We start from the raw sequence: 18,552 nt of genomic DNA on the forward strand, positions 1-18,552 counted from the left end.
AACTATCACGTCATGGCGACCATTCTCCAATTCCCCGGTTTTTTACCATATGTAAATACCTGACCGGGCTTTAATTCAAAAACCGGTTCATTATCAGTCTGGTAAATCCGGCCTACCAGATTTTCACCTTGACTCGCTGCAGGGTTGTCAGCGGCCATGATGACTGCAAAACCTTTTTCCACATCCACAAATTCCACTTTGTTTTCTATGCCGTAATCTGCACCTATGGTCAAAGACCTGGTTAGATTCAACATCCCATTAGTTTTGGATGGCAGTACCACATTTACAGTATCGCCGCGGGCAACACCCTTCCCCGATCTGAAATAACAGGTTACGCCGTTTCTTTGGTCGGGATAAAGCTTTATACTGCCTTTTTGAATATAGGGGTCACTATACGGACCATAGCCATTGTCGGGCGCAATCGGAGCCGCCGGCCCCGTCTGGGTAGCAGCACTGTAACCATAAGATATGTCTATCTTGAAAGCGTAAGGTTCTATTTTAACTGTCCCCATCGCAAAAGCATTGCCTGCCGCATCGGCAGAGGAGTATGAAAAATATTCAGTTGCATAATCTTCTTTGCTAATAGCCAGACTGCCGCTGCTGCCCGCCTGGACTACCGTCGCAAAACTGCCGTCGCCGCCCGAATAGAACAAGGCCAAAATTTTATCCTGGCTGTCCCGTACTTCTATTCTGGCACCAGGCACGGGCTGATTTGTTTCCTTGTCCACTATTTTGCCGCTGATTTTGCAGGTATTCAGGTATGTAACTTTTAAATCTGCCTCAGAAGTGACAAAAGGATTATCGGCCAGCCGAGCCTCAATAGTCCTGGTAAAGCTGCCCTCGGCAACAGCACTGTCTTTAATCTGGTCTATATTAAAGCTTCCCGTACCTGCCGCAAGCGATAGGTTGTTCCAAGCATTGCTGCCGGCTATACCGTTAAGTGAAGTAGTTGCGGCATTTTTTACCCGTATCTTAACCTGTTTATTCAGATTAAGAGGATTGCCAGCGCTGTCATTAAGTTTTACGGTTACGCAAAGTGGACCGTCCAGCACTTTACCTTCGGGATTGACAGTGATAACTGTTTTCGATAACACTAAACTTAAAGTCGAATCTGTAAATGACAATTGTGGGGCGTTTGTCTGACCGCTGTTTTGAGCAGTGGTCAGCTTTACAACCGGTGTAGTGGTACAAACCGCACCCTGTTCACTGCCTGGATTTACCACATTACATATCTTCAGAGCAACTCCCGTAGCCGGTATGGTAACCGCAGCAGTATTATTAAAGATGATTTCTAGGGTGTCAGGTTTGCCGTCTGTATATACACACTGAGGTGAAAGCTCTAAGCCAGTTACGGTATCTGTAACACAAACCGCCTGGTTGACGACATGGAACATGGTTCCGGCAGCCTGCAGACTTAATTTGTCCCCGCTCTTAACTGATATGGCTTGGGCAGGTTTCAGATTAATCGTCCAGTCACTAAGCGCGTTTTTACTGTAAACACTTGCGGTTACGGTGGTTCCAGCCAGGCTGACAACACCCGAACCGCTTCCTCCCTCCAGGGGGAGCTGAAAACTAATGCTTGCAGTTACAGGATTACCATCCAAATCACTTGATTTGCAGCCGGCATAAACCCAGCCGGGAGAGGTCAGGTTAACGGTCATGCTGGCTGCAGGTGTTCCTGCCGTCCCGTATGTTGTCCCGCTGTCACTAAACAGGTCTCCCGATAATGTCCCCGCTTTATAAGCACATACAATCTCGTTTCCATCCTTACTGGCGGCCTGAATAGTCAGCGTGGCGGGATGGTCCCCGGCAGGCCGCTGAATGCGGGGTCAACTGTAACGGTATAAGAAACGTGGTCGGTCTCATCCTGAAAGGATATCCAGGTATCACCTTCAGATATCACCGGGTCGGCCAGGGCTTTACCCGGTAAAAGGCTTACAGCCAGGGTAACTGCAAATACTGTAACTGCAAATATCAGTAAAACTAATCTCTTAAACCTGTAGCCATTTTTACAGTAAATCAGCTTCACATATACATCTCCCCTCGAAAATCGCATGAAGATACTGGCCTAAAATGCAGCTTTCTTTTAACCACCTCCGTTTAGTCAAGCCAATATTAAAATGTCAGACGAGTCTGTTAATTTAAATATTTGAAGGAAAAGGAATAGGTTTTAGTAAGAGGATACATAATTATGCCGTATTTATATATTGTACAAAGGTACAGTTTTGCCGTAAACTGACTGAAAACTTATTTATTTATGCAGGAAATGTAAAACTATTTGCTATAAAATTATAAAAACGGATTACATAGAGGAGTGTTTTTTGCAGCGCTTTGCGGTGGGGGTAGTCGGGCCAATGGGTTGTAAAGTTTGTAATGTGCTCTATATTATACCAATCATATTGTATTGCATCTGGTCTCAAAGCATGGGTTGGGTAACCCATTTAATAATTGTAAAACATATGGGGCCGGCCAATATAATATTGAGTAACACCCTTTTCCCCATTTGCCAGGCCGTTGGGTTCTTTTTATCCGCCTTATATTTTGATTGCCGGCAGGAGGGCAAATACAGTATTTTAAAAATCCTTATCATTGGTTTTTCGATTGTCGTGGCCTTTTTAATCAGTTCCCTGATTCTTATCCCCAATATGCCTTTTATGGTAGTAATTGCAGTTACAGGTCTGGTTTCCGGAATAATACCAAACTGCGCTCTTATGCTTATAAATATTTACATACCCATGAAGCAACAGGTACTGCACTAGGCATAGCTTTTAGCATCGCTATGGCGTTTCAATTAATATTTTTTGGCATACTATTTCATAATAATGATTTTGTTAATGCAAAAATGTATTTTACGGTTTTTATTTACGTACTTACAGGGTTAGTTTTATTTATTTTATTGTTTCGCAGTAATGATCCCCGGCCTGAATTGTATTCCTTCAAAGCAGCTAAACCACAGCAAAAGAGTAAAACTACTCTCATATTGTCTTTGATAATATTAATTGCACTCCTGTTTTATCTGGCTTTTGCCCTTCATGGAGCCGCGCCCCCTGAATTTTGGAATAAAGGCGGCAACCTCTTTACGCGCTTATTTCCCATCCTTACCTTTCTTATTATGGGGTGGCTATGTGATAAAACAGGATGGCATACCATTATGTTTTGGTCTATAGCTATGATTATCGCCGCCCTGATTCTCCAAATAGCAACAAAGCAGGCTTTGGCGGCCTTTTTTAGCATCGCTATTTCGCAGGCAAGTCTGGCGGCATATGATATTTCCATTAAAGTTCTATTTTTCAACCTGGCACTTCGTTTTCAAAGGAAGATGCTGATTATTGCAGCCGGTTTTATTGTACCTTTGCTCTTACAACCAACAGGGATATTTCTTTGCCATCTGATACACCCTTATGGATTTATTTCTATATTTGTTATAGCCGTTCTTATCTCTATTGCTTCAATACCGTTGATATTAATGCTTTTCGAAAAACTGCGTGAAACGAATATGCAGAGTGTAAAAGAAGATTTACCGGCTGATGATTCTCCCGCCAATGGTACTAAACATCATGAAAAGATCGCCGATTTTGCCGCACATTATGCTCTAACCAACAGAGAAATGCAGGTGCTTGAACTTGTGCTTTACGGGCAAAGCCTTTCCGAAATATCGCAAAACCTATATATAACCGAGCGAACTGTAAAAGCCCATGTAAGCAATTTACTCAAAAAAACCAGCACTAAAAACAGGACCCAGCTTATTTCCTATTATTATCAATCCCCGCTTGACATGTAGCCGAGCGGGATTGATGCTGATTTATTGCGTCACAACATTTACCTTGATTAAATTATCGGGAGTAAAGGCTTCTTCGCTGTGATAATAGCTGGAAGTGATGGGAATGAGCAAAGCTAAAATCGCAGCACATAATATAATGAAAAATAGATTCTTTCCCACTACCAAACAGCTCCTTTTCCTAAACATACTTTCTCAATTGCTTTAAAGCCGCTTTTTCCAAACGTGAAACCTGTGCCTGGGAGATGCCGATTTCATCAGCTACCTCCATCTGGGTCTTACCGGCAAAAAATCTTAAAGCTACAATATTTTTTTCCCGGTCATTGAGTTTTTTCATCGCTTCTTTGATACATATCTCTTCAAGCCAGAGCTGGTCCGTATTTTTATCGTCACTTATCTGATCCATGACCAGAATAGGGTCGCCGCCGTCATTATAGATGGGTTCAAAAAGTGAAACCGGTTCCTGGATAGCATCCAGGGCGAAAACCACTTCTTCGCGGGGAAGATCAAGCTCGCGAGCAATATCCATTACCGTAGGTTCCGCCGACTTATCCAAAACCAGTTTTTCTCTGACTTGTAAAGCCTTATAAGCAATATCACGCAATGAACGCGACACCCGCACAGCGTTATTATCTCTTAAATATCTCCTGATTTCTCCTATTATCATTGGGACCGCATAAGTAGAAAATCTAACGTTTTGGCTGAGATCAAAATTGTCTATAGCTTTAATAAGCCCAATACACCCAACCTGAAATAAATCGTCCACACACTCGCCCCGGTTGCTGAATCTTTGTATCACACTTAAAACCAGGCGTAAATTACCCTGAATAATCCTTTCCCGTGAAGTCTTATTCCCGGATTGCATGGATTTAAAAAGTTCACGCATTTCTTCATTTTTGAGAACAGGAAGCTTTGAAGTGTTTACACCGCAGATTTCAACTTTGTTGATCACGAAACAGCTCCTTCCCCATTAAATGCTTTTTTAAATTATTTACGTTTCTTGAAAATTTTATTCGATAGGAGGGTTTTCGCAGCCATGACACTTGAGATTGCCCTGCCGCCCGAATACATTATCAACATTTGCCCAGCATAATATCCTGTGCAATTAAAATAGCCCCGCCGCAATGGCAGGGCTGAATAAACGGGCAGAATAGGCAGCTTTCCTTTTTTAACTTTACATGAATTCATAATGTTGATTATCTTGATGCAGGAGCTTAATGATACCCAAATTATTCAATTTTCCTGATTTCCCTTTGCAATCGTTTTAAAATACGTTTTTCCAGACGGGAGATATACGATTGAGAAATCCCTAATATATCAGCCACTTCTTTTTGTGTCTTCTCTGCGACATCACCAAGCCCAAAACGCAGTTGAATAATGGTTTTTTCGCGGTTACTGAGTTTGTGCATAGCCTGATGCAGGAGGTTTTTCTCCACTTCACTCTCAATTTTCTTATATATCATATCCCCTTCAGTTCCTAATACATCAGACAAGAGCAATTCGTTTCCATCCCAATCAACATTTAACGGTTCATCTAACGATATTTCCACACGGTTTTTCAAATTACGGCGCAGATACATGAGGATCTCATTTTCGATGCAGCGCGAAGCATAAGTGGCCAGTTTTATATTCTTACTGGGTTCAAAAGTATTTACGGCTTTTATCAAACCAATAGTGCCGATTGAAACCAGATCTTCAATATTAATTCCCGTGTTCTCAAACTTCTTGGCAATGTATACTACCAGGCGCAGGTTATGTTCGATTAACGCAGCCTTAACACTCATATCGCCCTGACCTAATCTGGTAATTAAGCCCATTTCCTCTTTTTCTTGCAATGGCGCGGGGAGAACCTCGGTAGATCCTATGTAATGAATATATTGCGGGTGTTTTCTCCGTAAATAAAAACGCAAAAGATACATTTTCATTTTCCACAGGTAACCGGTTAATCTCATTTTTATCCCTCCTGTATTCTATTAATCACCTCGGCTGGTATTAACAAACGGAAACTGCCGTCACGGCTCAGTTTATCCCGGTACAGCCCAATTACCAGGTTACGGTATGAGATGTTTTTTCTGCCACTGGCCAGGGTGATTTCATCAGCACGTATCCCAAGAAGAACCCCATTCTTTTTGCCGATAGATTGAAATGGAATAAGTCTTAATCGATGCGCCCAACTGCTTAAAGTGACCGCATCCAAGACCTCCTGCTCATTATTGCTTTCTTCCACAGCTCGTCTGAAATCCTCAGGCAAGTATTCCTGCAGAAGTTCATATTCAGCTACCAGCACCGGCTGATTTGTCAGGGGATCACGCAGTGAATTACCTGTATCCAGGAAACCTCTGCCCTGACAGCGCTTATCATCAAAACGCATCTCAACATCATATTGCAATATACTTGGAAGCCAGTGATTTTTCAGATACTTCTCTCCGGCAATACCAACAGTCAGCACAAATACCCCGGCTGCTAAAAGCCATAAATATGAAAACCGAAATACATGGCCAGCAGAATCAAACAGGTATGGAGCTGCCAGGGCGGCCCCAGCAGCACTGAAACTAATAATATAAAAATACAACAGGGCCTTTTTGAAGGTCGTGTAACTTAAGGGGTACAAGGCAATAAGCAAAAGAATAATCGAAACAGATATTTTAACCGGCAAACTGCCGACAATTTTCCAATGGGGGAACAGGCATATACAGGCATATACAGCCCCCAGCGCAGCTGCCAGGGTTAATTTCATATACCTGATTTCTAATTTAATTAAACGTGCTGTGGCCCAGAGGATAATAAAGTCCATGCAAAAATTAGTTATAAAAGTGATATCAATATATACTCTGGGTTCCTGCACTTAATCACTCCTGCACTATCACATCCATGTTTATTACAAGCCCTAATAAGCATCAATTAATGTTTATGCTCACAGCGCATAAATATATTTTCCAAATTGTACCATAAGCTAATGGTATGAATCTGTCTAATCTGCCCCCTGTATCAATATTTATAAAAACAAAAAAAACAGGAACCGGGATAATATATCTCGGTTCCTGAAAATGTTTTTCTTCTATTTGCCCCGGCGCAAAAACGGCGGAATATCTACATCACTCTTATCTACCCGGTCTGCAAACACAGGGGTGATTCGATTCCCCGCCCTCTGGTTTTGGATTCTTCCCTGGAGACGGCAGGACGCGAAGCATTGAAGCCGGTGGCAATTACGGTAACTCTGACTTCATCCTGCAGATCTTCATCAATAGTAGCACCAAAGATTATGTTCGCTTCAGGGTCGGCGGCCTGATGAATTATTTCGGCAGCATCTTGAATTTCAAACAAGGTAAGATCCTTGCCCCCGGTTATGTTGAACAACACCCCCCGAGCCCCTTCTATAGAAGTCTCAAGCAACGGACTCGATATAGCCATACGGGCAGCCTCAGCAGCCCGGTTCTCACCTTTGGCTTTACCGATACCCATAAGAGCCGAGCCTGTGTTTTTCATAACGGTTTGTACATCAGCAAAATCACAATTTATAATGCCAGGCACAGCAATTAAGTCAGATATGCCTGAACGCCCTGCCGCAATATGTCATCAGCAATCCGAAAAGCATCATTAAATCCGGTATTCTTGTCCACAACCTGTAAAAGACGGTCATTAGGTATAGTAATCAGACTGTCAACTTCTGACCTTAGTAATTGGATACCGTTATCCGCCTGTTGGTGGCGTTTACGCCCCTCGAATGTAAAAGGCCTGGTTACGACACCTACAGTAAGCGCGCCAATTTCTTTGGCTATGCGAGCGATTACAGGCGCCCCGCCGGTTCCAGTCCCCCCTCCCATACCTGCAGTTACAAAAACCATATCAGCACCCTGCAAAGCCCGTTTCAGTTCTTCAGAGGTCTCTTCCGCCGCTTTCCTGCCCGTTTCCGGGTCGGCTCCCGCGCCCAGACCTTTGGTTAATTTTTCGCCTACCTGTATAACCTTTTCCGCCTGAGAAAGGTGTAATGATTGCGCATCAGTATTGACCGCAACAAATTCCACTCCCTTAAGACCGGCTTCAATCATGCGATTAATCGCATTATTTCCTCCTCCACCGACCCCAACAACCTTGATTTCCGCGAATTGCTGGGTATCATTCTCAAAATCCAAGGGCATTAAAAAACCTCCTCCGCCTTACCTGAATAGATCTTTAAACCAATCATTAAGCCTGGTCCATATATCGGTCAGGCCTTTTGATTCCTGATAATTAACGGACGCATTACGAGCCGCAAAAAGCAATCCTCCCAATACGGCCGCATTATGAGCGCGGTTTACGTCTGTGGCTATACCCCTTACGTTTTCAGGAACTCCGAGGCGTACCGGAACATTAAAAGTAAGTTCCATAAATTCGCATAAACCGTTTAGTTCTGCTCCGCCGCCAGTTACCACAATCCCGCCGGGAATTTTGTCCCAATCCCCAAATTGCTGTAACTCCTCATATACCATTTCCATTATTTCCAACAGGCGCGCATTTATGATCTCGGCGATCATTTGCTGTGACACTTGTTTGCCATCCTTGCCTTGCAGGTTCTTAACACTGACAGTCACTTCATCAGATGCCATAGCGGGAGCGGCTACACCGCTTGTTTCTTTAATTCTGGCCGCTTCCTCCATAGACGTTCTTAAAACAATAGCCAGATCCTTGGTTATGTATTCATCCCCCACGGGAATCACCGCGGTGTAAGACAGGGAACCTTCTTGAAAAACACTTATTTCAATAGTTCCCGCGCCGATATCGAGCAAAATAACCCCCATCTCTTTTTCTGTGGGGGAAAGCACGGCTTCCGCTGCCAGGAGCGGATTATAAACAACCTGATTAATATGGAGATTGATGCGCGCAGCGCTGCGCTGTATATTCTGAATAGCCGCGGTTGCAGCTATAACTATGGTGACTTCAGCCTCTAACCTGCTGCCTACCATACCTACTGGATCTTTCACCCCATCAAAACCATCTACAATATATTGCCGCTCAATGGTTTGAATAATGTTCTTATCAGGCGGGAGCGCTATACTGCGCGCCGATTGCAATACCCTTTCCTTGTCGTCCTGGTTTATCTCGTAATTCGGATTGCTCACTGCTACCACCGCGTGATTATTCAGCGCGGCCACACTGGTTCCGGAAAAACCAAGCAGGGCGCTTAATATTTCCACCCCGCTCAGCCTTTCCAGCTCATTTAAGCAAGTATCTATGGCCCGGGCATTAGATTCAATATCAACAATTTGCCCTTTTTTTACTCCGGCTGAAGGTACCTGGCTGATGCCTAAAATGCTTAAATCCTGACCGTTATATACTTCAGCCACAGCAGCCTTAATTTTATTGCTGCCGATATCAAGAGATACAATTGTTTTCCGTTTGCTAATAATAAAACACTCCCCAGCTAGTTCCACTTTTTGTATAGATACCACAAAGAATGGCTGAATCCTCTAATTGCGCAAATTTTTATTTAGTATTTTTTCAATAGATATCGACGAATAATTCCTAGATTCTGGAATATGCGGACTCCAAAAACGACTACCGCCGCCAGATACAGTTCAACCCCCAGGCGATCTCCAAGGTAGGCCAGTCCCGCTGCCAGGAGGGTATTAACCACAAAGCCGCTGATAAAAATAACGTTGTCAAAACCGTCTTCCATGTAGCCTCTAATCCCGCCAAAAACCGAATCCAAAGCGGCCAGTACCGCAATAGACATATATTTGGCATAAACCATCGGTATTAAAAAAGGCATTTGGAAACCTATGAGCAAACCGACCAACAAACAGAAACACACCAGCAACCACATAGTTTATTCCGCCTTCTTTTCAAGTTCTAAAGGTTTTACGTATTCAAACTTTATTCGTCCGTTGTATGCAGGAAGTTCAAGCTTGTCTGCTTTCTGCAGACGGGTCTGAAATCCCATTATACTCATAGTTTCCAGCCATCCGCCCCTAATTTTCATACCATTCTCCAACATGTCCGGGTTGCCGATGGCTTTAAATACAAAAGGAGTTGAAATGCGATTAGTATTCACAAGTATTTGCGTACCGGCGCAGCGTATTTCTGACATAGCCGTAATTCTTTCTCCATTAATAGCTATAGCCTCCGCGCCTGAGGCTTTTAATTCATTGACAAGATACAAAATGTCCCGGTCATGAACAATTACGTTATCCGGATTTTCTCCAGGTTGCAGGGTGCGCGGGTTATCGTCCACAGTCAGAATTATGCCTTTGCCTTCCACCGGTAAGATACCTGCGAAAAGGCTGCTCTTTTGAACTTCATCTTGTAAATCAGCTGTTGCCTGGTTGTTTTCCCGGACATTTTTCAATTTTTCCCTTAATGACAATACTTCTTCTGCCAGAGCATCCCTTTCTTCGGTTACTGATTTCAGCTTATAAGCCAGGTCGTCCACCTGGGCGGTAGAATAATCCGGGGTATAGGTAGCCGTAGTCCGAAATTGAATGGCCAGCATAATACCTAAAACCAGGCATACACACGCAATAGTTATCTGGGCACCTTTTGTACGCATGATATCACCTTCTCCTAAAATCAATTATTAGCTTCTGATGCCCTGGTTTTCAAAACAGGCTCTCCCTCAAAACGAATATCTACATATTCTAAAGAATCTTTGCCCTGATTCGCTATCGTCTTTTCTAGTTTGGTTACTACCTGAGTCAGATGAGAGAGTTTTTCATCTTCACGGCTCTTATCGCCCCACCTGATCTCTGTACCGGATACAGTATAAATTAATAATTCCTTGGTGCTGTTATTATAGTGAAACTCAGAAATATTCTGTTTTACCGCCGGGGATAACTTTGACCAAAGTTTAGAAATCATCTGGGTTTCATCAGGATTTACTGCCTGTCCCAAACCAATTTCTGCAGGCATACGGCTATAAGTTATAACCGGATAATTGGCCAGTGAAAAAGCAAGCGATTTGTCGATGCAAATTCCTTCATTATCAATACACAGCAGGGCATCTTTAAAAGGAACCAGTGCCCATATTTTCCGTTCATCAACCTTTATTTCCACTTGACGAGGCAAATGCCTGATCAGAGCAGCGTGTTTGATCAAGGGGTGAACTTCAACCGCACGCGTACAGGTCTTTTCATTAACCAGGAATATATTATTTCCGGGAACTATCCCGGCCATTTGAATTATTTGTTTAGTTGGAACCTGCCTGGCTCCAGATACATAGATCTTGTCCACCTTAAAAAAAGCACTATGCAAAAAGAAATATAGGCAGAAGAAAACCAGTAATAAAAAGAGGGAGAGTTTAAAAAACGTCGGCCCGGCGGATTTTTACTCATTGCAATCTCCCATCCCCAAAATAACTGTGATGATTATAGCAGAAATAATAGGCAAAATCATTAGCAAATTGGAGATGGGATACAGGTTTGAATATATGTTATTCCGCTATTTCCTGTTAATTTCCGCGCCTATTCCCTGTAGTTTTTCATGGATGCTGTCATAGCCACGGTCAATGTGTTCGATGTGACTGACTACCGTTTCCCCTTCAGCAAATAATCCGGCCAGTATCAAAGCTGCTCCGGCTCTCAGGTCTGTAGCTTCTACTGATGCTCCTTGCAGCCTGCCGCCCTTAACTATTGCCACTCTGCCTTCAACCTTGATATTGGCCCCCATACGTCTCAGTTCTTGAACATGCATAAAACGGTTTTCAAAAATGGTTTCAACCACTATGCTGGTTCCTTTTACCGTTGCCAGAAAAGCCATCATTTGAGCCTGCATATCAGTGGGGAAGCCCGGATAAGGCATAGTTTTAATATCAGTAGGCCGAGGCTGAGAACTGCCTATAACTCTGAGGCCAGAACTTCCCGGTATAATCTCTATTCCGATTTCACGCAGTTTCGATATTAAGGGCTGAATATGTTCAGATACTACATTTTCGATCCATACGTCTCCCCTGGTAATAGCAGCTGCTACCATAAATGTTCCTGCTTCAATCCGATCCGGAATTACCTTGTGCTCAACCCCAACCAGGTGTTTTACCCCTTCTATTTTGATGGTATCAAGGCCTGCGCCTCTTATCTTGGCCCCCATACGGTTTAGAAAGTTCTGCAGATCAACAATTTCCGGTTCACGAGCCGCATTACGAATTATAGTTGTACCATGGGTAAGACTTGCGGTCATCATAATATTTTCTGTTGCACCTACACTGGGAAAATCGAGCAATATCTCCTTTCCCCCAATTTTATCAGCTTTGCCCTCCATAAATCCGTACTCTTCCCGGATATCATAACCCAAACTGCGGAAACCCTTCAGGTGTAAATCCATCGGCCTCGTTCCTATAGCGCATCCGCCGGGATAGGCAACCCTGGCTTGTGCAAAGCGGGCCAGCAGGGCGCCCATTACCAGATTGGAAGCCCGCATTTTACGGGATATGTTTTCTGGAATCTCACATGAATTTACGTCTTTTCCATCTATAATAAGAACATCATTTTCTCTGGTTACTTTTGCCCCCAGGGTAGTAAGCACCTCGGACATGACGCTAATATCATCCAGGTTGGGTACGCCGGTAAGTATAACTTCCCCTGAAGAAAGCAAACTCGCTGCCATTATAGGAAGGGTAGCATTTTTTGAACCGCTTATAGTTACCTGACCTTGCAGGGGTTTGTTGCCTCTGATAAAGAAACTATCCAAAAAGACACCTCCACCGGGTCTCATTATTGTTACACACTACACTGGCATTTTTCCAACAGCTGGGGTCCCATTTTCCATATATCCCCCGCGCCCATGGTTATGATTAAATCATTATTTCTGATTTCGCTGATCAAGTATTTTTCTGCTTCCTGCCATGATGAACAATATACGCTGGAGGCTCCAGCATGGCGCGCAGCTTTTTCAACCAACGATCCGTCAATCCCCGGTATTTTGTTCTCACCGGCAGAATAAACATCGGTAACAACCACTAAATCTGCGGCAGCCAAAGCTTCTCCCAGTTGTTTGCCCAACAATTGGGTGCGGCTGTAACGATGGGGTTGAAAAAGCACCACAACACGGCCCTGAGATTGATAGCTGCGGGCCGCTTCGATGGTAGCTTGAATTTCGGTAGGATGATGGGCATAATCATCCACCACGGTAATATTCTTTTCCTGTCCGATCACTTCAAAGCGGCGTTTTGCCCCATGAAATTCTTTAATAGCCCTTGATACGGCTGCAAAGTCCAGACCCATTTCCATGGCCACAGCAACTGCGGATGTGGCATTTAATGCATTATGTCTTCCTGGTATGGATAATTCGACTTGACCCAGCAGCTTCCGGTTGTGGTATATCTCAAAAACCGACCCCATACCCGCTGCGGTCCAGTTGCGAAAATAATAATCATTATTTTCAGCTTCCCCATAAGTTACTAATCGGGTTGGAGTCATATCGGCAATTACTTTTATGGATTCGTCTTCGCCATATACCACGGCCAAACCGCCCGTTTTCACTCCATCAATATACTTATTAAAAGCTTTGTGAATGTTATCTACAGAACGGTAAAAATCCAGATGATCATCTTCAATATTCGTTACTACTGCATAATAGGGTTTTAACTCCAAAAATGAAGCATCGCTTTCATCGGCTTCTACCACCGCATACTGGCTTTGGCCCAAACGAGCACCGGTTTGACCATTTTGCAGTTCTCCCCCCACAATAAATGTAGTCCAGTCCACATGAATTTAAGACGGTGTAGATCATTGAGGTAGTAGTGGTTTTGCCGTGTGCTCCAGCTACAGCTATGGTTTTACGGTCATTTACCAGGCGGGCCAGCATTTGCCCTCTTTTTATTACCGGAATACCTCTGTTTCTGGCCGCTTGCACTTCCACGTTATCCTCGGGAACAGCCGAGGATATAACCAGCAAATCAACCCCTTCCTGAACATTGGAAGGAACATGGCCTTTATAAATTGTGACTCCTATAGCTTCCAAAGCTTTAGTAACATTATTTTGATTTAAATCGGAACCGCTGACTCTGGCGCCCTGTTCGGCTAAAATTCGGGCTATCCCGCTCATTCCGGCTCCAGCTATCCCGACCATGTGTATCCATTGTTCAATTGCTCCGGCCATTTGCCCATCTCCTTGCCAATATTTCCGCCATCACACTGTATAGTATGCATTATTAATAAAAGTGGTTACATTATGTTTAGCTTGTCCTTGCACAACGCAAAAGTTAAATGTGAAATGCAAACCGTATTACGTTTCACTTCTCACTTCAAGAATAATATCGACTATATCCCTTAATGCGTTGGGACGAGCTTCTTTCCGTACGTTTTGAGATATTTCAGCCATCCGCTCGCTGTTATGCAATAAATTAATAACTTTCTTATATAAAGTATCTCCATCAAGGAATTCATCGATAATCATTTCCGCCGCATTTTTATCGACTAATGCGCGAGCGTTCTTTTCCTGGTGATTTTCAGCCGCATATGGGTACGGCACCAGAATTGACGGCAAACCCAGTACGGCAAGTTCGCTGATGGTTGCTGCTCCTGCCCGGCATACGGTCAGATCAGATACTGCCAGGGCATCCTGTATATTATTAAGATATGGATATACATCTAATTTAAAACGGTGGTTTTGCTGATTCTCGTTATTTAACTCTGATTTTATCTGATCATAATGGTTATGGCCGGTAATCCAAATCATCTGCATCTCTTCATGTTTAAATCTAGCAGTGATGCCAGCACCGCCCGGTTTATGCTCACTGCCCCCCGGCTGCCCCGAAAACCAGCACTGTAAAAACACCTGGTTTTAACCTCATTTTCTGCCAGGCCTGTTCACGGTTTACTTTTAGAATATCCTGACGCACAGGCAGCCCGGTTAGAACAACCCTGCGGGATTCCATTTGCGCTGCCGCTTCTGCAAATGTCAGCATAACGCAATCAACCCGGCGGGCTAAGTTGCGATTAGCCAGGCCGGGCAGGGCATTTTGTTCATGGATATAGGTTTTACAAGGAGAAAACGTCCCGGCTAACAGCACCGGGAATGACACATACCCACCGGTTCCAAATACTGCATCTGGTTTGAAGCTTTTAATAATATCCCAGGCTTGAAAAAAGCTGCGCGGAAAACTAATAAGAGATTTTGAAGCTTTAATCATAGAGTTGCGGTCAATACCGGTAACTTCAATCGTCTTAAAAGCCAGGCCGGCATCGGGTATTATTTTACTTTCCATACCTGCGGCAGTTCCAATATAAAGTATATCCGCTGAAGGATTACGGCGGCAAATCTCCTGGGCTACCGCCAAAGCTGGATATATATGACCTCCTGTACCTCCGCCGCTAATAATGATTCGCATGGCTTCCTCCTGTTGTTTATGACCCCTGGAGGTTTAACGGGCCTATATGGTTTTAACTATTGTGGGTATAACGTGATATATTTAGTAACAGGCCAACCCCGGCCAGCGTAAACAATAAGGAAGAACCTCCATAACTGATAAAAGGCAAAGTAATTCCGGTGACAGGCAGGGCTCCGCATACAACCCCGATATTTATGGCGGCTTGAAAGGCTATTGATATCGTAATTCCCGCCGCCAAAAGACTGCCAAAAGTATCGGGCGCTTTTACTGCAATCTTAAATCCCCTCCACAAAAACAGCAGGAATAAGGCTAACACTATAGATGTTCCTAAGAAACCCAGTTCTTCGCCCAAAATCGCAAAGATAAAGTCGGTATGCTGTTCGGGAAGATAGAAAAACTTCTGGCGGCTGCGGCCCAGACCCATGCCAAAAAGCCCTCCCGATCCCAGGGCATAAAGTGATTGAATGGTCTGATACCCCTGATCAGTGGAATACTTCCAGGGGTCCAGAAAGGCTATTAATCTTTCCGCGCGGTAATCAGCCATTTGTATGGCCGCAAAGACAGCCGCCAGGCCTGATACAGCAATTAATGACAAATGTGACCACCTGGCTCCTGCGACCAATAACATAAAAAATACCGTCCCTGCTATTACGAAAGAGGTGCCCAAATCAGGCTGAGCCATGATTATAGCGCATACAACAGCCATAATTAACAGGAAAGGCAGAACACCCTTGGTAAAGGACTTGATCTGCGGCAGTTTGGTTTCCATGGTTTTGGCCAGGAAAAGACACATAGCCAGTTTAATTAATTCCGATGGAGCAAAACGAGCCCATCCATAACCAAGCCAGCGAGTCGATCCTTTGGCGCCTAAACCCAGAGGTGTTTCAACCAGCAGCAGGCATATCAAAGCAATCACCATCAATGGTACAGCAAAATCCTTTAATCTGAGATAGTTTATTTTCATAATTACGATCATAACCGCAATGCCGATTAAAGCCCATAATAACTGACGTTTAAAAAAGTGATACGCATCTTTGTAATCCACATTGGCTGTAACCGCACTGGAACTGAACACCATAATCAAGCCAATTCCCAACAGTCCCAATACTGTAACAAACAGCACAAAATCAGGCGGACCTTTTTTTAATCGCAAAGTATTCACCCCAGTTATTCGATGTTATTGACCAATTGACAAAACAGGTCTCCGCGTTGTTCATAATTGTCAAACATGTCCCAGCTGGCACAGGCGGGAGAAAGTAAAACTACATCACCGGCCCTTGCCAGCTGCCGGGCCTGTTCAACAGCATCAGCTAGATCCCCTGCCACATATATATTCTGAAAACCGGCCTCCATGACCGCCTCACGAATCTGTTCCCTGGCTTCTCCCAATAAGATCAGGGCTTTGACCTTTTCTTTTATTAAGCCGGCCAGTTTAGCAAAGCTGGAACCTTATTACGTCCCCCGGCAATAAGTATGAGCGGTTCGTTAAATGATTCCAAAGCTTTAATAGCTGAATCCGGATTAGTGGCTTTGGAATCGTTAATATACATCACTCCATTTTTTAAGGCAGCTTCTTCCATGCGATGCCGCACACCAGGAAAGGTCCTTAAGGTGTGAGCGATGTCCTGAGAAGGAATTCCGGCTGCAAGTGCCATAGCCACCGCGCACAGTATGTTTTGCAGATTGTGTTTGCCCCGCAAGGAAAGCTCCTGCAGTGTACAAATTTCCCATGATCCTTGAGGCATTACCGCCTTAATCAAATTATTCTCAACAAATATTCCTTCTTCGAGAACACGATCAGTAGAAAAATATATAACTGCCGCTCGACATTGCGCCTTGAAGTTTCTGATTACCGGGTCTTCATAATTCAAGATGGCGAAGTCATTTTCGTTTTGATTTTGTAAAATTTTGGCTTTATTCTCAATATAGGTTTCCATATTGTGATGACGATCCAAATGATCAGGGGTAATGTTCAGAATACCTGAAATGTGGGGATGAAAATTCTTTATAGTTTCAAGCTGAAAACTAGATACTTCGGTTGCGATAATTCCTTCTTGCATATTATCACTGACCAGGCTTAGCGGAATCCCAATATTCCCGGCCGCCTGAACATTTTACCCGCTGCGGATAAAATATCTTTTAATAATGATACCGTAGTTGTCTTGCCGTTAGTTCCTGTAACAGCAAATATATCTACAGAATCAGCTTTAATCATATAAGCTAATTCCAGTTCTCCGATTATTTCAATATCTTGTTCATTGGCCTTTAAAAACGGCTCAATATCTAAAGGAACACCCGGACTGGCTACCAACAGTTCAAAATTATCCCTGGCAACAGCTGGATAATAACCTGCGCATATGGTTACGGCAAATGTTTTTAATTCTTCTACGGCTTGTTTAAGCTCATCTTCATTTTTCTTGTCACAGATCGTGACCCGGGCGCCCCGCTTACACAAAGCTTTAGCTGCCGCTACCCCGCTTCTGGCCATTCCCACTACCAGCACGCTTTTATTATTGAATTCCATACTTTTCTCCTTTAATAACGAAAATTGATTCGGCAGACATAGATTCCGCTGAAAAAAAATGTGCTCCTTCTCTATCATAATGGTTTAATGCCCAGGAGCCCGATAATGACAAAAATAAGGGACAGAAGCCAAAACAACCTTACTACCTGGCTTTCGTTCCAACCCTTAAGTTCAAAATGGTGGTGCAGGGGAGCCATAAGAAATACCCTTTTACCGGTAGCTTGAAAAGAAACCACCTGTATAATAACGCTTAGAGTTTCCAGAACATAAACCCCGCCAATAATTACCAGGGCAATTTCGCTGCCGGTTATTGCTGCCACAGCAGCGACTGCTCCGCCCAGAGCCATAGAGCCAGTATCTCCCATGAATACTCGCGCCGGGTGGTGGTTAAAGACCAGAAATCCTATACACGCTCCCGCCAGAGCCGCACAGAAAATTCCGAGTTCATAATGTTTGGTTACTATACTGACCACAGCAAACGCAATTGACACAAAAAGGGTTACCCCTGCCGCCAGTCCATCCAAGCCATCAGTAAGATTAACCCCGTTGGCTGATGACATTAACACAATTATGATAAACGGCAGGTACAGATATCCTAATTCAAAAGTTGCGCCGGAAAAAGGCACTGTTATAATACTGCCACGATCCAGATAGAAAACCAGGCAGGCCCAAAATAGTATGCCCATCAGTAATTGCAAACCCAGTTTATCCCGAGCCCGCAAACCCAGAGAACGTTTCAACACTACCTTAATATAATCGTCCCAAAAACCGATTCCCCCAAAAGCGATCATAATCAAAACCGCGCTCCAGGTCTCTATACTCCGTCCTGCCAGAATAAAACTGGCTGTAATAACAGCAGTAATTATAATAATTCCGCCCATGGTCGGAGTTCCTGCTTTAGCGTAATGCCTTTGCGGGCCTTCTTCGCGGATGTTCTGCTACTTTCAAACG

22 protein-coding genes and 1 pseudogene are annotated in these 18,552 nt (G+C 43.8%); 2 read left to right on the forward strand and 21 right to left on the reverse strand.

The window, feature by feature from the left end:
* Positions 1-5: 5 nt before the first annotated feature.
* Positions 6-1,661 carry a carboxypeptidase regulatory-like domain-containing protein gene (locus JCM14374_RS05405; protein ID WP_054694497.1) on the reverse strand — a complete coding sequence of 552 codons (1,656 nt, stop codon included), beginning with the start codon at positions 1,659-1,661 and terminating at the stop codon, positions 6-8.
* A 125-nt stretch (positions 1,662-1,786) separates the two neighbouring features.
* Positions 1,787-2,029 (reverse strand): hypothetical protein, encoded by a 243-nt coding sequence (locus JCM14374_RS05410; protein ID WP_054694501.1) that lies wholly within the window; start codon positions 2,027-2,029, stop codon positions 1,787-1,789.
* A 451-nt stretch (positions 2,030-2,480) separates the two neighbouring features.
* On the opposite strand from JCM14374_RS05410, the gene JCM14374_RS13430 reads away from it, so the two are divergent.
* Together JCM14374_RS13430 and JCM14374_RS05420 are read left to right on the forward strand one after the other, a co-directional pair.
* On the forward strand, positions 2,481-2,759 hold the full coding sequence (locus tag JCM14374_RS13430; protein ID WP_157048974.1) for a hypothetical protein: 279 nt from the start codon (positions 2,481-2,483) through the stop codon (positions 2,757-2,759).
* Positions 2,760-2,779: 20 nt separating this feature from the next.
* Positions 2,780-3,781: a helix-turn-helix transcriptional regulator gene (locus JCM14374_RS05420; protein ID WP_054694506.1), complete on the forward strand. Its 1,002-nt coding sequence runs from the start codon at positions 2,780-2,782 to the stop codon at positions 3,779-3,781.
* A 21-nt stretch (positions 3,782-3,802) separates the two neighbouring features.
* Here the strand turns inward: JCM14374_RS05420 and JCM14374_RS13435 are convergent, their stop codons facing one another.
* The 19 genes and pseudogenes from JCM14374_RS13435 to mraY all read right to left on the reverse strand — a co-directional run bounded on the left by JCM14374_RS13435 (position 3,803) and on the right by mraY (position 18,533).
* Entirely contained in the window at positions 3,803-3,940 is a 138-nt protein-coding gene (locus tag JCM14374_RS13435; protein WP_157048975.1) for a hypothetical protein, read from the reverse strand.
* Between the two features lie 19 nt (positions 3,941-3,959).
* The gene (gene sigG / locus JCM14374_RS05425; RefSeq protein WP_054694510.1) at positions 3,960-4,730 is read right to left on the reverse strand and encodes an RNA polymerase sporulation sigma factor SigG; all 771 of its coding nucleotides are present in this window, start codon (positions 4,728-4,730) and stop codon (positions 3,960-3,962) included.
* A 277-nt stretch (positions 4,731-5,007) separates the two neighbouring features.
* Complete coding sequence (gene sigE, locus JCM14374_RS05430) at positions 5,008-5,703, reverse strand: RNA polymerase sporulation sigma factor SigE (protein WP_207641597.1); 696 nt, start codon at positions 5,701-5,703, stop codon at positions 5,008-5,010.
* Between the two features lie 29 nt (positions 5,704-5,732).
* Positions 5,733-6,623 carry a sigma-E processing peptidase SpoIIGA gene (locus JCM14374_RS05435; RefSeq protein ID WP_054694515.1) on the reverse strand — a complete coding sequence of 297 codons (891 nt, stop codon included), beginning with the start codon at positions 6,621-6,623 and terminating at the stop codon, positions 5,733-5,735.
* 213 nt (positions 6,624-6,836) lie between these two features.
* Positions 6,837-7,917: pseudogene (gene ftsZ / locus JCM14374_RS05440) on the reverse strand (cell division protein FtsZ).
* A gap of 18 nt (positions 7,918-7,935) precedes the next feature.
* Positions 7,936-9,189, reverse strand: coding sequence for a cell division protein FtsA (ftsA, locus tag JCM14374_RS05445; RefSeq protein WP_242848835.1), 1,254 nt, complete (start codon positions 9,187-9,189; stop codon positions 7,936-7,938).
* Between the two features lie 56 nt (positions 9,190-9,245).
* Positions 9,246-9,581 carry a small basic family protein gene (locus JCM14374_RS05450; protein WP_054694518.1) on the reverse strand — a complete coding sequence of 112 codons (336 nt, stop codon included), beginning with the start codon at positions 9,579-9,581 and terminating at the stop codon, positions 9,246-9,248.
* A gap of 3 nt (positions 9,582-9,584) precedes the next feature.
* Complete coding sequence (locus JCM14374_RS05455; RefSeq protein WP_054694521.1) at positions 9,585-10,304, reverse strand: DUF881 domain-containing protein; 720 nt, start codon at positions 10,302-10,304, stop codon at positions 9,585-9,587.
* A 20-nt stretch (positions 10,305-10,324) separates the two neighbouring features.
* Positions 10,325-10,984: a cell division protein FtsQ/DivIB gene (locus JCM14374_RS05460; RefSeq protein WP_172674161.1), complete on the reverse strand. Its 660-nt coding sequence runs from the start codon at positions 10,982-10,984 to the stop codon at positions 10,325-10,327.
* 207 nt (positions 10,985-11,191) lie between these two features.
* On the reverse strand, positions 11,192-12,436 hold the full coding sequence (gene murA, locus JCM14374_RS05465) for a UDP-N-acetylglucosamine 1-carboxyvinyltransferase (protein ID WP_157048976.1): 1,245 nt from the start codon (positions 12,434-12,436) through the stop codon (positions 11,192-11,194).
* Between the two features lie 29 nt (positions 12,437-12,465).
* On the reverse strand, positions 12,466-13,392 hold the full coding sequence (locus JCM14374_RS05470) for a UDP-N-acetylmuramate--L-alanine ligase (protein WP_242848836.1): 927 nt from the start codon (positions 13,390-13,392) through the stop codon (positions 12,466-12,468).
* On the reverse strand, positions 13,355-13,846 hold the full coding sequence (locus JCM14374_RS14475) for a Mur ligase domain-containing protein (RefSeq protein ID WP_242848837.1): 492 nt from the start codon (positions 13,844-13,846) through the stop codon (positions 13,355-13,357). The genes JCM14374_RS05470 and JCM14374_RS14475 overlap by 38 nt, the downstream gene beginning before the upstream one ends.
* Positions 13,847-13,972: 126 nt before the next feature.
* Positions 13,973-14,431, reverse strand: a complete 459-nt coding sequence (locus JCM14374_RS16060) for a UDP-N-acetylglucosamine--N-acetylmuramyl-(pentapeptide) pyrophosphoryl-undecaprenol N-acetylglucosamine transferase (RefSeq protein ID WP_242848838.1) — start codon at positions 14,429-14,431, stop codon at positions 13,973-13,975.
* A gap of 49 nt (positions 14,432-14,480) precedes the next feature.
* On the reverse strand, positions 14,481-15,077 hold the full coding sequence (locus JCM14374_RS16065; protein WP_242848839.1) for a UDP-N-acetylglucosamine--N-acetylmuramyl-(pentapeptide) pyrophosphoryl-undecaprenol N-acetylglucosamine transferase: 597 nt from the start codon (positions 15,075-15,077) through the stop codon (positions 14,481-14,483).
* A 52-nt stretch (positions 15,078-15,129) separates the two neighbouring features.
* Positions 15,130-16,230 (reverse strand): putative lipid II flippase FtsW, encoded by a 1,101-nt coding sequence (gene ftsW / locus JCM14374_RS05480; protein ID WP_054694528.1) that lies wholly within the window; start codon positions 16,228-16,230, stop codon positions 15,130-15,132.
* A gap of 14 nt (positions 16,231-16,244) precedes the next feature.
* The gene (locus tag JCM14374_RS14490) at positions 16,245-16,466 is read right to left on the reverse strand and encodes a hypothetical protein (protein WP_242848840.1); all 222 of its coding nucleotides are present in this window, start codon (positions 16,464-16,466) and stop codon (positions 16,245-16,247) included.
* A gap of 29 nt (positions 16,467-16,495) precedes the next feature.
* Positions 16,496-17,137 (reverse strand): Mur ligase family protein, encoded by a 642-nt coding sequence (locus tag JCM14374_RS15190; RefSeq protein WP_278279237.1) that lies wholly within the window; start codon positions 17,135-17,137, stop codon positions 16,496-16,498.
* A 17-nt stretch (positions 17,138-17,154) separates the two neighbouring features.
* Complete coding sequence (locus JCM14374_RS15195; protein ID WP_278279238.1) at positions 17,155-17,601, reverse strand: Mur ligase family protein; 447 nt, start codon at positions 17,599-17,601, stop codon at positions 17,155-17,157.
* Positions 17,602-17,675: 74 nt separating this feature from the next.
* Entirely contained in the window at positions 17,676-18,533 is an 858-nt protein-coding gene (gene mraY / locus JCM14374_RS05490; protein ID WP_369397310.1) for a phospho-N-acetylmuramoyl-pentapeptide-transferase, read from the reverse strand.
* Positions 18,534-18,552 lie beyond the last annotated feature (19 nt).

Source organism: Syntrophomonas palmitatica JCM 14374, assembly GCF_001311885.1.
GTDB lineage: Bacteria > Bacillota > Syntrophomonadia > Syntrophomonadales > Syntrophomonadaceae > Syntrophomonas_A > Syntrophomonas_A palmitatica.

Bases quoted from the DNA above. Each gene is read 5' to 3' on its own strand.
- JCM14374_RS16060 (WP_242848838.1), bottom strand. From the start codon at position 14,431: ATGCAGATGATTTGGATTACCGGCCATAACCATTATGATCAGATAAAA.
- JCM14374_RS15190 (WP_278279237.1), bottom strand. From the start codon at position 17,137: ATGCAAGAAGGAATTATCGCAACCGAAGTATCTAGTTTTCAGCTTGAA.
- JCM14374_RS05455 (WP_054694521.1), bottom strand. From the start codon at position 10,304: ATGCGTACAAAAGGTGCCCAGATAACTATTGCGTGTGTATGCCTGGTT.
- JCM14374_RS05405 (WP_054694497.1), bottom strand. From the start codon at position 1,661: ATGACCGTTAACCTGACCTCTCCCGGCTGGGTTTATGCCGGCTGCAAA.
- JCM14374_RS05450 (WP_054694518.1), bottom strand. From the start codon at position 9,581: ATGTGGTTGCTGGTGTGTTTCTGTTTGTTGGTCGGTTTGCTCATAGGT.
- JCM14374_RS14475 (WP_242848837.1), bottom strand. From the start codon at position 13,846: ATGGCCGGAGCAATTGAACAATGGATACACATGGTCGGGATAGCTGGA.
- sigE (WP_207641597.1), bottom strand. From the start codon at position 5,703: ATGAAAATGTATCTTTTGCGTTTTTATTTACGGAGAAAACACCCGCAA.
- JCM14374_RS05420 (WP_054694506.1), top strand. From the start codon at position 2,780: ATGGCGTTTCAATTAATATTTTTTGGCATACTATTTCATAATAATGAT.
- JCM14374_RS15195 (WP_278279238.1), bottom strand. From the start codon at position 17,601: ATGGAATTCAATAATAAAAGCGTGCTGGTAGTGGGAATGGCCAGAAGC.
- JCM14374_RS16065 (WP_242848839.1), bottom strand. From the start codon at position 15,077: ATGCGAATCATTATTAGCGGCGGAGGTACAGGAGGTCATATATATCCA.